The sequence below is a fragment of the Roseibium sp. genome (assembly GCF_050301095.1).
Classification (GTDB): domain Bacteria; phylum Pseudomonadota; class Alphaproteobacteria; order Rhizobiales; family Stappiaceae; genus Roseibium.
On record NZ_JBNKYW010000020.1, the window covers coordinates 1 to 14,113 of the forward strand.

13 protein-coding genes are annotated in these 14,113 nt (G+C 59.8%); 2 read left to right on the forward strand and 11 right to left on the reverse strand.

What is annotated here, in order from left to right; genetic code table 11:
• From ACQY7U_RS01285 to ACQY7U_RS01335, 11 genes are all read right to left on the reverse strand, one after another.
• A partial coding sequence (locus ACQY7U_RS01285; protein WP_428641174.1) for a cupin domain-containing protein occupies window positions 1-567 on the reverse strand: 567 nt, incomplete at its 3' end.
• A 32-nt stretch (window positions 568-599) separates the two neighbouring features.
• Window positions 600-1,568, reverse strand: coding sequence for an ester cyclase (locus tag ACQY7U_RS01290; RefSeq protein ID WP_428641176.1), 969 nt, complete (start codon window positions 1,566-1,568; stop codon window positions 600-602).
• Window positions 1,555-2,586 carry a LacI family DNA-binding transcriptional regulator gene (locus ACQY7U_RS01295; RefSeq protein ID WP_428641178.1) on the reverse strand — a complete coding sequence of 344 codons (1,032 nt, stop codon included), beginning with the start codon at window positions 2,584-2,586 and terminating at the stop codon, window positions 1,555-1,557. The genes ACQY7U_RS01290 and ACQY7U_RS01295 overlap by 14 nt, the downstream gene beginning before the upstream one ends.
• Window positions 2,586-3,353 (reverse strand): SDR family NAD(P)-dependent oxidoreductase, encoded by a 768-nt coding sequence (locus ACQY7U_RS01300; protein WP_428641180.1) that lies wholly within the window; start codon window positions 3,351-3,353, stop codon window positions 2,586-2,588. The genes ACQY7U_RS01295 and ACQY7U_RS01300 overlap by 1 nt, the downstream gene beginning before the upstream one ends.
• Window positions 3,350-4,399: an ester cyclase gene (locus tag ACQY7U_RS01305; protein WP_428641182.1), complete on the reverse strand. Its 1,050-nt coding sequence runs from the start codon at window positions 4,397-4,399 to the stop codon at window positions 3,350-3,352. Before ACQY7U_RS01305 ends, ACQY7U_RS01300 begins: the two co-directional genes overlap by 4 nt.
• Window positions 4,400-4,401: 2 nt before the next feature.
• Window positions 4,402-5,712 carry a histidinol dehydrogenase gene (gene hisD, locus ACQY7U_RS01310; protein WP_428641184.1) on the reverse strand — a complete coding sequence of 437 codons (1,311 nt, stop codon included), beginning with the start codon at window positions 5,710-5,712 and terminating at the stop codon, window positions 4,402-4,404.
• 141 nt (window positions 5,713-5,853) lie between these two features.
• Entirely contained in the window at window positions 5,854-6,390 is a 537-nt protein-coding gene (locus ACQY7U_RS01315; protein WP_428641186.1) for an ester cyclase, read from the reverse strand.
• A gap of 124 nt (window positions 6,391-6,514) precedes the next feature.
• Window positions 6,515-7,672 carry a carbohydrate ABC transporter permease gene (locus ACQY7U_RS01320; protein WP_428641187.1) on the reverse strand — a complete coding sequence of 386 codons (1,158 nt, stop codon included), beginning with the start codon at window positions 7,670-7,672 and terminating at the stop codon, window positions 6,515-6,517.
• A complete protein-coding gene (locus tag ACQY7U_RS01325) occupies window positions 7,669-8,694 on the reverse strand; it encodes a carbohydrate ABC transporter permease (RefSeq protein WP_428641189.1) in 1,026 nt (341 codons plus the stop codon). The genes ACQY7U_RS01320 and ACQY7U_RS01325 overlap by 4 nt, the downstream gene beginning before the upstream one ends.
• Window positions 8,695-8,769: 75 nt before the next feature.
• Window positions 8,770-9,975 carry an ABC transporter substrate-binding protein gene (locus ACQY7U_RS01330; protein ID WP_428641191.1) on the reverse strand — a complete coding sequence of 402 codons (1,206 nt, stop codon included), beginning with the start codon at window positions 9,973-9,975 and terminating at the stop codon, window positions 8,770-8,772.
• Between the two features lie 77 nt (window positions 9,976-10,052).
• Window positions 10,053-11,108, reverse strand: coding sequence for an ABC transporter ATP-binding protein (locus tag ACQY7U_RS01335; RefSeq protein ID WP_428641193.1), 1,056 nt, complete (start codon window positions 11,106-11,108; stop codon window positions 10,053-10,055).
• A 150-nt stretch (window positions 11,109-11,258) separates the two neighbouring features.
• Between ACQY7U_RS01335 and ACQY7U_RS01340 the strand changes: the two genes are divergently transcribed.
• Both ACQY7U_RS01340 and ACQY7U_RS01345 read left to right on the forward strand, forming a co-directional pair.
• The gene (locus ACQY7U_RS01340) at window positions 11,259-12,257 is read left to right on the forward strand and encodes an ester cyclase (protein ID WP_428641195.1); all 999 of its coding nucleotides are present in this window, start codon (window positions 11,259-11,261) and stop codon (window positions 12,255-12,257) included.
• Between the two features lie 1,076 nt (window positions 12,258-13,333).
• A partial coding sequence (locus ACQY7U_RS01345) for a TRAP transporter substrate-binding protein (protein ID WP_428641197.1) occupies window positions 13,334-14,113 on the forward strand: 780 nt, incomplete at its 3' end.

Genomic DNA, 14,113 nt, shown 5'->3' on the forward strand with positions numbered 1-14,113 from the left:
GTCGCTCAGCAGCGGCATCGGCTTGATGCCCTCCGGAAGGGACTGGCCTTTCTTGGTGTCGTAAAGGACGCCGTTCTCACCCAGAACGAGACCATGATCCCTGGCATCTTCGATCACCTGCGGTGCCCAGGTGACACCACCGCCGGCATCGTCGCCGCCGAGAATCGCCATGATCATGCCGTAGTCGGTGCCGATATTTTCAAACCCTCTGAAGATGCCGGTCGGAATGTTGAAGATGTCGCCCTCTTCCAGCACCACTTCGCCGGCCGTGCCCCAGCGTCCCCAGAAGAACCGCCAGCGCCCCTTCAGCACGAAGAACACTTCCGCCGTCGTGTGGGAATGCAGGGAGTTGCGGCACTTCGGCGGCTGGCCCGCCGCACCGATGTTGAAGCCGGGCGTTTCCTTGATGTGGACATGTTGGTCCGGGCTTTCGGAAACACCGCCGCCGATGATGGTGAAGTTCTCCTTGCTGTCCGAGCCCGGCGTGTGGGCGTCGATGAAGGCGGTGCGGCAGGGTTTCAGATCGCCGTAGCGGACGATCCGGGCTTCCATTTCTTCAGGGGTCATGACTGGACCTATTTGGGTTTCAAGCTGATCATTCAGCCGGTTTTCAATGCGATCTGCTTCCAGATCGCGGTTTCATCAAAGAGAACGTATTCGCGGCGCAGGCCCCAGGGACCGAACTCCGCATGCGCCGCGCCCATCACGTAGACCTCCGCACCGGTCGGCTCGCCGAAGACGCCCCATCCGTCGTGCTTGCCGTGCAGCGACCAGCGCAAGGCCGCTCGTGGCGGCATCAGCGGATCGTCACGGCCGATCTGATGCTCGATCCTGAACTCCGCGGACGGAAAACTGGCGCGAAGCCCCATCCAGAAACGGTCCGCATCGCCCCAGGAGTAACCGGCGACGCCGCCCGGATAGGCAAGCTGGCAGGCACGGTCATATTCGGCCTCGATAACCGCCATATCGGCGCCCATGATCCGCGTCAGGACGTCGGCGTATTTCCCGCCCCACTCGTTGTCGTTGCCCTTGCCCTTGTAGGGGCCAGGTTTGTCGATCCCGGGGGTGAACGGCCGGACACAGGCGTCCGGACCGCCTTCGCGGGCAATCAGATCCTGCGCGTAGGTCTTGGGGTCCCAGCCCATCTGGCGAACAATCGCCCCCTGGTCGCGGATCAGCCATTCATCATTGATCTGGTTGTTGATGGCGTGGCAGTCGGCGATGATCCGGTACTTAAGCTTCCGGCCCGTTGCCTTGCCGTAAACGCCGTCGCCGAGGTGGGTCGCGGTGGAAATGATCCGGTGCGAGGACAGCATGCCCTCCTCCGGAGATCCCGACCAGATCACGTCTTCCCCGAACAACGTCCGGTCGGGGAATTCGGACAGGGTTGCCATCGTGGCGCCGATCACCCCCTTGTTGCCAACGACAACGGACGCGGGAGAGCGCACCACGATGTCTTCCGAGTAATAGTGATGCAGGGTCGCAATCTTGCGATCTTCCCAGATCTCCTTGGTAATCCCGATGATGTAGTCGGGAAAATCCTTCCAGCGCGGGTCAAAGCCTTTCATCTGGCCATCCTTTGGGTATGCGGGCGGAACCGCGGATCATCAGCGGTCCGCCGATCTTGATTTTCTGAACTTCGTGGCTTCCCTCCTCGATCCAGGCGAGGAGTGTCGAAACCGTTGCCTCGACCATCCGGTTGGACGGTTGGCGCAAGGTGGTGAGGTCATAGGCGGGCCAGGAGGCAAGCGGGACGTCGTCGTAGCCCACGACGGAAACGTCGCCGGGTACATCGAGCTTCAGTTCGGACCGCAGCACGTCCATCACCGCGAAAGCCATATGATCGTTGCCGACAAAGACGGCATCGGGTCGGTCCTCGGCGGAAAAGATTTCCCGCGCGGCGGCAGCGGCGGCTTCGCGCTTGTACATTCCGTCTATGCAGGCAACGAGTTCCTGGCCGACAGTTTTCAGACCGGCTCGGAAGCCGGCTTCACGATCCCGTCCGGTGGACGAACCGGACCAGCCGGCAATATGGGCAATCCGTTTGTGGCCTCCGGCAACAAGGAATTCCGCAATCTTGCGCCCGCCTTCGAAGTTGTCGGACGTGACCTGATTGAGCCGCGCGTCATCCTGGCCGCGGTTGAAGAGGACGACGGGAACCCCTGCGGCCTGACAGCGGGCGGCGAGATCGTTGGACATGGCAACGGAGGCGGTGATGATGCCGTCGACCTGATAGTCGAGCAGTTCTCCCATGACCTTGTCGACGCTGGCATCGTCGTTGGAGACCATGAAGACAAGGATATGATAGCCGTGTGCCTGCAGAGCGTTTGAGAGTTTCTCCAGGGCGTCCGGATAGAACTGGTTGTCCAGATAGGCGACCACGAGGCCGATGATCCGCGAACGTCCCGTGATGAGGGAGCGCGCCAGAAAGTTCGGACGGTACCCGAGTTCCTGCGCCGCTTTCAGCACCTTTTCCGCCATTTTGGGCGAAACGGATGCACCGGGCGTAAAGACGCGGCTCACTGCGGACTGGCTGACACCGGCACGCTTGGCAACTTCAATGGAAGTGACTTTCTCGCTGCTCATCAGTCCGCCGTCCAACCTCCGTCGACCAAAAGCGAGGTTCCGGTGACGAGCGACGAAGCGTCGCTTGCCAGATAAAGCACCGCGCCCATGATGTCCTCGACGACACCGGTCCGGCCAAGCTTGATCTTTTCCTCGATCCACCTGACCCGTTCGGGATTGTCGAAGGTCTGTTCGGTCAAGGGCGTGCGAATGAAGGTCGGGCAGATGGTGTTGACACGGATCTTCTTTGGCCCGAACTCCAGAGCCATCGCCTTGGTAAAACCTTCGACCGCGAATTTCGAGGCGCAATAAACGGCTCTGTCGATACCGCCGACATGCGCCATCTGGGAGGACATGTTGATGAGAGATCCGGGCCGGCCCGCCGCGATCAATCCTTTGGCGACGCACCGGGTCACAAAATAGGCGCCGCGCAGGTTGACGTTCATGACCGCGTCGAAATCTTCCGGCGTCGTCTCCACCGCCGGCGTATGTCGGGCGAGACCGGCGCTGTTCACCAGAACATCGAAGGGGCCGTGCCGCGCGACGCTGGTCTCGACTTCCAGGACATCCGCAATGTCCAGCTGCAGAGCCGAGGCCTTCCATCCCCTCGCCGACATAGCCTCGACAGCTTCGGCGAGCTTTTCCTTGCGCCGGGCGGCCAGCACGACCTCGCCCCCCGCTTCCGCAAGCGCGGTGGCGCACGCAAGCCCGATGCCGGAAGAGGCTCCGGTCACAAGCACCTTCTTGCCGGCAAGGGAAAAACTGGGAGTGGAAGGCAGGTCGATCATGTCAGTGCGACTCCTGTTTCTGGATCAAAGCCCGGTCGGGCCTTGTTGAATTCCCGAAGCCGGTGGAAGACGTCAACACCCAATTGGGCGTAAGCGTCCAGAAGATCGACCAGAACCCAGTTTTCCCGGATCAGACCATTTTCCACGCGCCAGAAATCGAGACTGCGCATGGTGATCTTCTTGCCCGAAGGCGCAATGCCCATCCAGCCGTCATGCGTGACGGTCTGGATCATGTTCGGCCAGCCGGTAACCGCGGCATAGTTCCTGTCGCCGAAGAAGTGGTATTCGATATCGTCGACATACTGCCCGCGATCCGGCATTCCGTTCAGAAACGGGATCTGATGCCAGTTGCGGAAGCCCCTGATGCCGCGGCCCGTGCCGATGCCGGACGGTCCGTACCAGCTCATGCGCGGGTGCCAGAATTTTGGCATTTCCATCACTTCCGGCCCACCTTCCGAGGGATGTTTCTTCAGGTGTTCCAGCATGTCGATGATGTGCTGGCAGGTTGCCCGGCCGGCCTCTTCGTCATAGGGCCCGGGGACAATGCCGTCCTCGGTGGCTGGCCCCGGCACATGCCATTCGCGGCCAAGGCTCGGTGCCATCGGCCATGCGCCCGCCTGCATCATGACTTCCGGAATGTCCCAGAGTGCCTGGAACTCGACCACCTTGCCGCCTTCAAAGCGGTAGAACTCGTGGAAGCGCATGGCGACCTGATGGCCGGTTGCCGGGATGTCGAGCCAGGGTCCTTCAAACGAGCCGGTGTAGTAACCACCACAGCCGACCCAATCGTGCCCTTCCGGTGTCGGACCCGCCATGACGATGGTATCGCGGCGTTCCAGATCCGGAATGGCCCTGAGAAGCGGTGCATAAGCCTTGTCGTAGAACGCGTCCGTACCGGTGGTATCGCCAAAGGGATGGCAAAGCCGGAAGAGAACGTCCGGGGCACAGACCTCTGCAAGTGCCTTGCGGACGGAGGCCTCCTCGAAGTCATACATCGCGGCCCGGAGCGGGGCGATCAGCACCTTGTGCCGGGTATGCCTGTCCATGCTCATTCCGCGGCCTCGCCATAAGGGACATTGGCGCCGCCATAGCGGCGCACCCGGATGTTGGCCTGTTCGGCATGACCGACAAAGCCTTCGAGCAGGCAGAGCCGCGAGCAATAGGCACCGATTTCGGCTGCCGCCTCGTCCGTCAGGACCTTCTGGTAGGAATGGGTCTTCAGGAACTTGCCGACCCACAGCCCGCCGGTGTAGCGGCCCGCCTTTTTGGTCGGGAGCGTGTGGTTGGTTCCGATCACCTTGTCGCCATTGGCAACATTGGTGCGCGGGCCCAGGAACAGGGCGCCGTAGCAGGTCATGTTTTCCAGGAACCAGTCGTCCCGGTCGGTCATCACTTGGACATGTTCAGACGCAATGTCGTCGGCGACGGCAAGCATCTCGTCATAGCTGTCGCACAGGATCACCTCGCCGTAGTCTTCCCAGGATTTGGAGGCCGTGTCCGCTGTCGGCAGGATTTTCAGAAGCCGGTCGATTTCGGAGAGCGTTTCGGTTGCCAGCTTGCGGGAGTTGGTGACCAGCACTGCCGGCGAATTGTAGCCGTGCTCGGCCTGCCCCAGCAGGTCGGTCGCGCACATTTCGGCGTCAACGGTCTCGTCGGCGATCACCATGGTCTCGGTCGGGCCGGCAAAGAGGTCGATGCCGACACGGCCAAAGAGCTGGCGCTTGGCTTCCGCCACGAAGGCGTTGCCCGGACCGACCAGCATGTGCACCGGATCGATGGTTTCCGTACCGAGTGCCATGGCACCGATTGCCTGGATGCCACCAAGGACATAGATCTCGTGCGCCCCGCCCAGATGCATGGCAGCAATCACCGCCGGGTTGGGTGCCCCCTTGAAGGGAGGCGTCGCGGCAATGATGCGCGGCACCTTCGCAACCGAGGCGGTTGCAACCGACATATGGGCCGAAGCCACCATCGGGAATTTGCCGCCCGGCACGTAACAGCCGACGGACTGCACCGGGATATTCTTGTGACCGAGGATCACGCCGGGCAGGGTTTCCACCTCGATATCGAGCATGGAGTCGCGCTGTGCCTGCGCGAACTTGCGCACCTGTTCCTGCGCGAACTTGATGTCTTCCATGTCCCTCGGCGAGACCTGGTTCATCAGTGCCTCTATCTCGGACGGGGTAAGCCGGAAGGAGGCCGGCGAATAGTTGTCGAACTTTTCCGACAGGTCGCGGACAGCCGCATCGCCCCGCGTTTCGATCTGCTTGAGCGTTGCCTCCACGATGGAGCGGACCTTGGCGTCATCCTCAGACCGCTCGGTTTCCGGCTTGCCGCGTTTCAGATATTCAATCGCCATGTTTCTTCCCTTTCGAAACGCGAACCGAAGACGTTCCTTTCGGATCCGGCCCGGTTTGCGCTCTTGCCAGTCATCACTTGCATACGTATGCATTTCATTCAAGCGGCTTTCCAAACAAGGAGAAAGACCGCGCGTGACCGTTTAAGCGGCCTTCTCCGGCGCGGGCGGAACACGCTCGCCGCGGTCAAAGGCTTCCCACCCCTCACCGGCAAAGACGTCCTTGCCGAGTTGGGCCAGAACATGCGGAAAATCGACCATCACCCAGTTGTCGACGATCTTGCCGTCCTCGACCTTCCAGAAATCCATGTAGCGGATCTCGACGCGCTTTCCGGTCGGGGCGAGGCCCATGAACTCGCCGGAATGCGTTGCCTCCTGCCTGCCGAAGGCAGCCGCCCATTCCCCCATGTAAAGCCGCGCCTCATCCACGCAGACCTTGTCGGAAAACGCCGCCTGAAACGGCTTTTGCCAATTGTCCTGAAATTCCTTCAGGCCGGTCTTGGTGCCGCAGCCGAAATTGCCCATCCAGTGGAAACCTTCGGCAAAGAATTCGCCGATGTCGGCAATGCGGTGATCGTTGAGACCATCCACCATGCCCTCGATGACGCTGCGGGTTTCTTCCGTCTTGCTCATATCCGTGCCGCGGCTCAAGACCGCCTGTTCGGGACGCGATCCCTTCATCTGCAAATCTCCTCTTGGTATGTCTGATCCTCCTTGCTCACAGGACAGGGATCAGACGGGAGATCACGGGGCAGCCTGTTTCGGGCCGGATGGCGGCCCAGACAGGGTTCGATCGGAAAAACGCTCATCCCTTGACCGCTCCCGCTGTCAGCCCGGAAACGATCTGGCGCTGGAAGATCATGACCAGCAGGAAAAGCGGCGCCGTGATGGAGACGGCGGCCGCTACCGCCTCGACCTGATCGGTCGTGGTAGTTTCCCGGTTGAAATAGCCGGCAATCGCCGGAACCATGGTCTGGTTCTGCGCATCCAGCAGCAGCGAGCAGACCAGATAATCGTTGTAGGCCAGCAGGAAACTGAAGAGGCCCGTGGTGATCACACCCGGCCACATGACCGGCATGATCACCCAGCGAAACGCCTGAAAATGCGTGCAGCCATCAACTCTCGCCGCTTCGTCCAGCTCTGTCGGAATATTCTGGAAGAAGGACCGCAACATCCAGATCGTGAACGGCTGGTTGATCGAGACAAGAACAGCGATCACCGCCCATGGCTTGCCGTAAAGTGTCGGCGCGGCATCGCCAAGGAGCGGGCGCAGGATTTCGGCCGAGTTGATGAAAGGCGGCAGGTAGCCTGCGACCAGAACCGAATGCGGCAGGGCGCGGAAGACAAGCGCCACGATCAGGATCCAGAAGGCAAGACCGGAGCCGGATCGGGCAAGGCCATATCCGGCAAGCGTGCCGACGGTCAGGGAAACGGTCACCACACCTGCCGTGATGATCAGCGAGTTGATGAAGTTCTCGTAGAAGGCATTGTCCACCCAGACGGCCCGGTAATGCTCGGTCGTGAGGCCGAGGACCGGTTTGCCGAAAGGCCCGAGCACTGAATTCAAGGCTCCGAGGACCGGCGGAAGAATGCCGAAAAAGACGATCAGGAAGGCGAGTGCAAAGACGAGTACTCCCACGACCCAAGCGGCAACGATCAGGTGCGGCGGACTATACTGCTTGATGAGTTTCGGCAGCGTGTTGAGGGCCAGGTGAACCGTTCCCCACAGCATCGCGATACCGGCAATGATGCTGAAGATCGACAGCCCTCGGCCCGTCGCGACGGTTTCCGGACCGAACACCACGTCCAGCGGGTTGGCGGCGAAGGCGTCGACCGGATCCTTGAAGCTCATGACCGCGATCCAGAAGATCGGAAAGCTTGCGAGCAGACACCAGAATGCCAGGAAACCGGCGCTAGAAAGGCGCAGCGCTATCGGCTGCTGCATGGATTTCGGCAGGCTCATACCCGTCCTCCCCTGTGATCGCGCCAGGTCTTGCGCAGCAGCGGCACCAGCAGAACGACAATTCCGATCATGGTCAGCATCGCGCTGGCGGATGCGCGGGAGATCGAGCGGTTGCCGCTGTCGTCCGGTGTCAGGAAGTCATAAGTCAGCCATTGCAGCGAAATCCGGTGCGCCTGGCTGGAGAAGCCGACGATCTCCTCGAACACCCGATAAGCGTCCATCAGGTGGATCAGCGAGATGAAGACGATCAGCGGCATCAGATGCGGTATGACGACATAGCGCAGCCGTTCCCAGCGGCTGGCTCCGTCGATGACCGCCGATTCAAGTGTGTCCTGGTTGACCGTCTGCAGGCCGGCATAGAAGACGACGAAGGCGAAGGGCGCCACATGCCAGACCCGGTAGAACATCATGAGGAGCTCGATGGTCCAGCCCTGCGCAAACATGGAAATGTCGCGCGAGAGCCACCATTCCAGGAAAGCGGTCATGATGCCGTCGCCGATGAACAGCCAACGGATGGACAGGGCGCCGATGACGGGCGTGATGATGAACGGCAGAAGCGACACGAAGATGATGGGGCCACGTATCAGACGGGTGGCGTTATTGACCGTAATTGCGATCGCCAGACCGGCACCTATCACGAGGGGAAGCGTTACCAGTGTGAAGGTCAGGGTGAACCGAAGCGCCTTCCAGAAGTCGATGGTCAGAAACGCCTTGAAGTCCAGTGCTTTCAGGGCCTGCCAGGCCCGGTCCGGCTCCAGGACGTTCCGGTAGCTTTGCAGCCCGACATATTTGACGGCCGTGACGACCTTGCCGTCTTCGCCCAGCACCGGCTGGGTCTTGGTTTCGGTCACGCAGGTCTGCGTCGGAAACCCGGGTGTGCAGGTCTCAACTTCGACGGTCTCAAAGACCGGCTGCGTAATATAGAAACTCTGCATGAAAACGCTGACGAGCGGCGCGGCTATGAAGAGCAGCATGAGAAATATGGACGGGCCGACAAATGCGGCAAAGGTCTTGAATTTCATGCAGCCCTCCCCTGCTTGTGTGTCCATTGAGTTGATGGGAGAGAGCGGAACACCCTCTCCCAAGTTGCCGCCGAATTACTTGATCAGTCCGGCTTCCTTGGCCGAGGTCGTGTAGGCCGCGGCAATGTCCTTGAGGGTGGTTTCGGCGTCCTTGGCACCGGTCAGGTAATCGGCAACGCCATTGCCGAGCGCCGTATGCATCAGGCCCATCTGTGAACTTGCCGGATACGGCACGGCGCCGGCTTCGGCAGTCTGCACCACACCGAGCGAGAGCGGTCCTGGCTCATATCCCTGAACCAGCCAGACAGCCACGTCGTTGTTTGCCTTCACCATTTCCGGTGTCATGCCGTTCATGGCAACGCGGAAAGCGGCTTCCGCCTGCTCGTCGGTTGCGTTTTTGGCAATCACGATGCCGTCCCACCAAAGGGTCGACGCGGCGCGGGCGTCCGCCGTGGGCGCACCGGCCATCTTGACCTTGCCGACCACCTGGGATTCATCCGGATCGTCCATGGCGCCGGCACGCGAGGCCCACAGGTTTGCCATGGCAATCTTGCCTTGCTGGAACTGCTGCTGGACGTAGGTGCTGTCGGACACCAGATATTCCGGATCCATGTAGTCGGTCAGCTTCTTGAGCATCTCCAGCGTTGCGACGCCCTGCTCGTTCTCGATGGTCGGGCTGTTGTCGTCAGCGTAGAACTCTCCGCCCATGCCCAGATACATGTTCACGAATTCCTCGCCGAGGTTCCAGCCGGTCTTGAAGGTGCCGCCGATCGGATAGTCAACCACCCCGGCCACCTTGATCTTCTCAGCCGCAGCCAGCACTTCGTCATAGGTTTTCGGCACCGGTATGCCGAGATCCGTCAGAATGTCCTCGCGGTACATCAGATGCTGGGCATTGACCATCATGGCGACCGCCATGATTTTTCCGTCGATCTTGATGAGCTGGTTCGGGGTCAGGTTCTGACCGTATTTTTCAACGAGATCATCCAGCGGACGGATCGTGCCCTCATTGAGCAGCGGGACCAGAGTTCCGTTGGCGACGCCACCGATCTGGTAGAGCGCCGGGTCGGCCGCAAAGGCGGCCGGCTGTTTCGTGCGGAACTCCTGGTCGAGTTCTGCCTCGAAGTTACCGCACTTGGCCATGTAGTCCGTCACGGCCTTCCAGGCTTCGAAGCCCGCGGTCAGCGACTTTACAGGCACCGTGTTTTCAAAGTCGCAGGCGCTCGCCGCCCCTGTGACCGCCAGCGACATGGCGCCGGCAAGAAGCAATTTCTTCAACATCTCTCAGGTCTCCCTGCTGTTCCAAGCGCCTTTTGGCGCCTCTGGTTTGGTTGGCATTACGCCGGCTGGACGGGTATTCAGGCGTCGATGCGCGCGCCCGTCTCGTGGTGGAATAGGTGGCAAATATCCGCCGGAACCCTGAGACCGACGGTCTCGTCTATCTCGATACGGAAATCCTTGAGCGCCTTCACGGAGACCAGCGCGCCTCCGGCCTTGACGGTGATCATGGTGGCGTCGCCGAGCAGTTCCATGGTGTATACCGGTGCGCTGATCTCGGCACTTTCGCCCGGTCGGGCCACAGCCGCATCCTCCGCGCGAAAGCCCAACACGACTGGACCGTCAGGACCGGGAAGGCCGCTGATCGAGACATTCTTGCCGCTAAAGGTTCCGTCATTCAGCATGCCTTCCATGAGGTTCATGGCCGGGGAGCCGATAAATCCGGCGACGAACGTGTTGGCGGGCTTGTCATAGATGTCGGTCGGCGTTCCGACCTGCTGAATGACCCCGCTTTTCATCACCACGACCCGGTCCGCCAACGTCATCGCCTCGATCTGGTCGTGCGTCACGTAAATCGTGGTCACCTTCAGCTCATGCTGGAGGTTCTTGATCTGGGCCCGGGTCGAGACGCGCAGCTTGGCGTCAAGGTTCGACAGCGGCTCATCCATCAGGAAGACGTTCGGCTCGCGCACGATGGCGCGCGCCAAAGCCACGCGCTGACGCTGGCCACCGGACAGTTCCGCCGGCTTGCGATGCAGGAAATCCGTCAACTCGACCATTTCAGCCGCCCGCATCACCCGCTCGTCATGAGAGGCCGGGTCGATCTTGCGGACTTTCAGCGGAAAGCGAATGTTCTCGTAGACATTCATGTTCGGGTAGAGGCCGTAGGACTGAAACACCATGGCTATGTCCCGGTCCTTGGGGTCGAGATCGTTGACGACGCGGTCACCTATAACGATCTCGCCGTCCGTGGCATCCTCCAAACCGGCGATCATCCGCATGGTCGTTGTCTTGCCACAACCGGATGGGCCGAGCAGGACAAGAAACTCACGATCGGCAATGGTCAGGTCGAAACTGTCGACGCCGACAAATGCCCCCCAGCGTTTCGATACGTTCTTGAGCTGAATTTCAGCCACTGCGTCCCCTCCTGATTTCGTCCGCGGGCCAAATTTGCATTCGTATGCAAAATATCTAGACACAGCGAATGAGATTTGGCAATCTTTTTTTGCATACGAATGCAAATCGGCGATCATGCCTCCTGCGTTCCAACACTCACAGGCTCTCAGATGTCAGACTTCCGGCGCGCGCCCTACACTTTCCTGAACACCATCCTCACGGCCTCGGCCGACGAAGCAAAAGCCCTTTTTGCCAGGCACTTGTCCGAAGACGCGGTGTTCGATGTGGCATATCCCGTCAACCGGCTTGACCGCCGGGAAGCCGTGATTGAAGGATTTTTCGAACCGCTCAAGGCAGCCCTTTCCAATGTGCGGCGGCGGGACGAGATCTTTATCGGCGGACCTAACCGGCGCGCGCCCGGCGGACACTGGGTTGCCAGCGTGACCCACTATGTCGGCAATTTCGAAAAGCCGCTGTTCGGAGTCCGGCCGTCCGGCCACCTTGCATTCCTGCGATCCGGCGAGTTCTACCGCGTCGAACCGGACGGTCGCATTTCGGAGGCCAGGATCATCATTGACCTGCTTGACCTCATGCGTCAGGCGGGACGCTTCCCCCTGCCCCGTAAGCTCGGTACGGAAATGCTCTTTCCGGGCCCCGCGACGCACGATGGCGTTCTACCTTCCGGTCAGGCGGACGGGGAAAAGACACTCGACCTTTGCGAGGCAATGCTGGCCGACCTCAAGGCTTTCGATCCGGAAACCTTTACCTCGAAGGGTCAGACGGGAGATGACGGCTACTGGCATGACGACATGCTGTGGTACGGCCCTGGTGGCATCGGTTCCAATTACCGCTGGAGTGGGTTCGAAAAGGATCACCGCGCGGCCTTCCTCACTGCCTTCCCGGACCGCGTCGGCGGTAATCACTATTGCCGCATCGGTGATGGCAACTTTGCCGCCGTCAGCGGTTGGCCTTCGATGACAATGACGCACCAGGGCGACTACCTGGGCGTGAAGGCGACCGGCAAGTCCCTGACGCTCAGGGTCATGGACTTCTATCGCTGCTCGGAAAGCAAGATCATGGAGAACTGGGTCCTGCTGGATTATCTGGACCTGTTCCGGCAGATGGGCGTCGACCTGATTGAACGGTCGCACGACAGCAACGGAAATTGACTTGACGGAAAAACAACGCCTGCACGTGAAAATGTGCGGGCGTTATCGACAACAAAGACGTATACAAAATGCATTTACAAAAACCAAACCCCACACCTGACAACTAATTGCAATCATTAAGTTATTAATGAAAAACACAGAGTTCAAATCTCTCCTGCAGCACCATCACTCTTCCAAAAAACAACCGTTTACGCAGTCCATGTCCGCAAACGTCGTGGGCGTTCTTGCCGAAATTCACGGGTTAAATCCGAGCGTTTTCCGCCAAATTTTGCAAAGCGTTTGCGGGTTTCAAGGCCGTTCGGCGGCACCAGGTCACAGTTCGCCTCCGGCTTCTCTGCTGCTCCGGCCGGACCGGGCGTTCAATGACAATCCAAACATTGCGCGGCCAAAGACCGGTGTCGTTGAAGCATGAGAGTTCAACGACATCCATTTCCGGCCGATCGCACCTGGATCAACCTCCGTGAACCCGTCGCGCAGTTTTGAGCGGCTGGTTCAGTTCCCGCTCGCAAGTCTCTGCGGGAGCACGGTGAGACATGCTTTTGGCTGTTAACACAGGAGATACATTGGTGAACATTCCTGAGCCGTGAAACTGGAGCGCCGCCACAACGAACCTGTTTTCGGTCCGAACGCCCCTCATGTGTTTACGCAGTCAAAGTATTTCGGCCCGCAGGTAACATCAGCGAAGGTACGATTGCGACGACGTTCCGGGGATTGGCGGACCTATCATGCCGGACCCTTGAGGTCTCCCCATAATGCATGCTTGAATTTCCCGGGTTTTCGCCCCTCGGGTAGACATATCGGAACGCCGTCTATCCGACTTGTTATCACCAGTCCGATCCTTGCAGCCGTTTGTGACGTATTTGATGCAACTGAAGCGGAATGGGTTCGATCGCCGGCACCGCAGGGCAAGTTAGATGCAACCAGGCTGGTTTTCAAAAGCACCCCAATCAATTCCATTTGGTTATCGACCGATCCGACATTCCCATTATTCGGCTATCCTGTTTTCAGATAGACCGACTGCTATTGGGGATCCGCCACCAATCCAACTTGCGGGTCCTGAAAGTGGAGGAGACAGTATGAATAAGTTGCACAAAAGCCTTTGCGCGGGGCTGCTTGCGTCCGTCTTTACCTTTGGCGCGGCCGCGGCTCATGCCGATACCTATATCGTTGCGGTGGGCGCGGCGTCGAACAGCCTCCAGGGCCGCAGTGCCCAGAAATTCGCTGACGACCTCCAAGCCCGTCTTGGCGATGCGCACAAGATCGAGTTTTACGCCGACGCTCAGCTCGGAGACGAGAAAGAGCTGATGCAGAAGCTCCGTCTCGGTACCGTTCAGTTCACATTGATCTCCTCGATCATGACGAACGTGGCACCTGAATTCGCCCTGTTCGACATGCCGTTCCTTGTCCAGGACCGTGAGCACCTGAAGGCGATTGACACAAATCTCGTCAAGACGGAGCTGGCTCCCAAGGCGGAAGCCGCCGGACTGCATGTCATTTCCACCTGGGAAAACGGCTTCAGGCAAATCACCAACAACAGCCGCCCGATCAACACGCCGGCCGATCTGGACGGCCTGAAGATCCGCACGCCTTCTTCCGAATGGCGCGTGTCGATGTTCAAGGAATGGGGTGCCAATCCGACGCCGATGGCCTTTTCCGAAGTGTTCGTCGCCCTGCAGACCGGTACGATGGACGGTCAGGAGAACCCTCTGACCAACATCGTCGGTGCCAATTTCCAGGAAGTTCAGAAATATCTGAGCCTCACGGGTCACGTTTATTCGCCGACCTATCTGACCACCGCGCTCGAAACCTGGAACGGTCTGCCCGAGGACGTGAAGGCGGCCGTCAGCAGCGTCGCA

Excerpts from the sequence above, each read along its gene's own strand:
- ACQY7U_RS01295 (WP_428641178.1), bottom strand. The coding sequence starts at position 2,586 with ATGAGCAGCGAGAAAGTCACTTCCATTGAAGTTGCCAAGCGTGCCGGT.
- hisD (WP_428641184.1), bottom strand. The coding sequence starts at position 5,712 with ATGGCGATTGAATATCTGAAACGCGGCAAGCCGGAAACCGAGCGGTCT.
- ACQY7U_RS01325 (WP_428641189.1), bottom strand. The coding sequence starts at position 8,694 with ATGAAATTCAAGACCTTTGCCGCATTTGTCGGCCCGTCCATATTTCTC.
- ACQY7U_RS01300 (WP_428641180.1), bottom strand. The coding sequence starts at position 3,353 with ATGATCGACCTGCCTTCCACTCCCAGTTTTTCCCTTGCCGGCAAGAAG.
- ACQY7U_RS01330 (WP_428641191.1), bottom strand. The coding sequence starts at position 9,975 with ATGTTGAAGAAATTGCTTCTTGCCGGCGCCATGTCGCTGGCGGTCACA.
- ACQY7U_RS01320 (WP_428641187.1), bottom strand. The coding sequence starts at position 7,672 with ATGAGCCTGCCGAAATCCATGCAGCAGCCGATAGCGCTGCGCCTTTCT.
- ACQY7U_RS01315 (WP_428641186.1), bottom strand. The coding sequence starts at position 6,390 with ATGAAGGGATCGCGTCCCGAACAGGCGGTCTTGAGCCGCGGCACGGAT.
- ACQY7U_RS01290 (WP_428641176.1), bottom strand. The coding sequence starts at position 1,568 with ATGAAAGGCTTTGACCCGCGCTGGAAGGATTTTCCCGACTACATCATC.
- ACQY7U_RS01340 (WP_428641195.1), top strand. The coding sequence starts at position 11,259 with ATGTCAGACTTCCGGCGCGCGCCCTACACTTTCCTGAACACCATCCTC.
- ACQY7U_RS01305 (WP_428641182.1), bottom strand. The coding sequence starts at position 4,399 with ATGGACAGGCATACCCGGCACAAGGTGCTGATCGCCCCGCTCCGGGCC.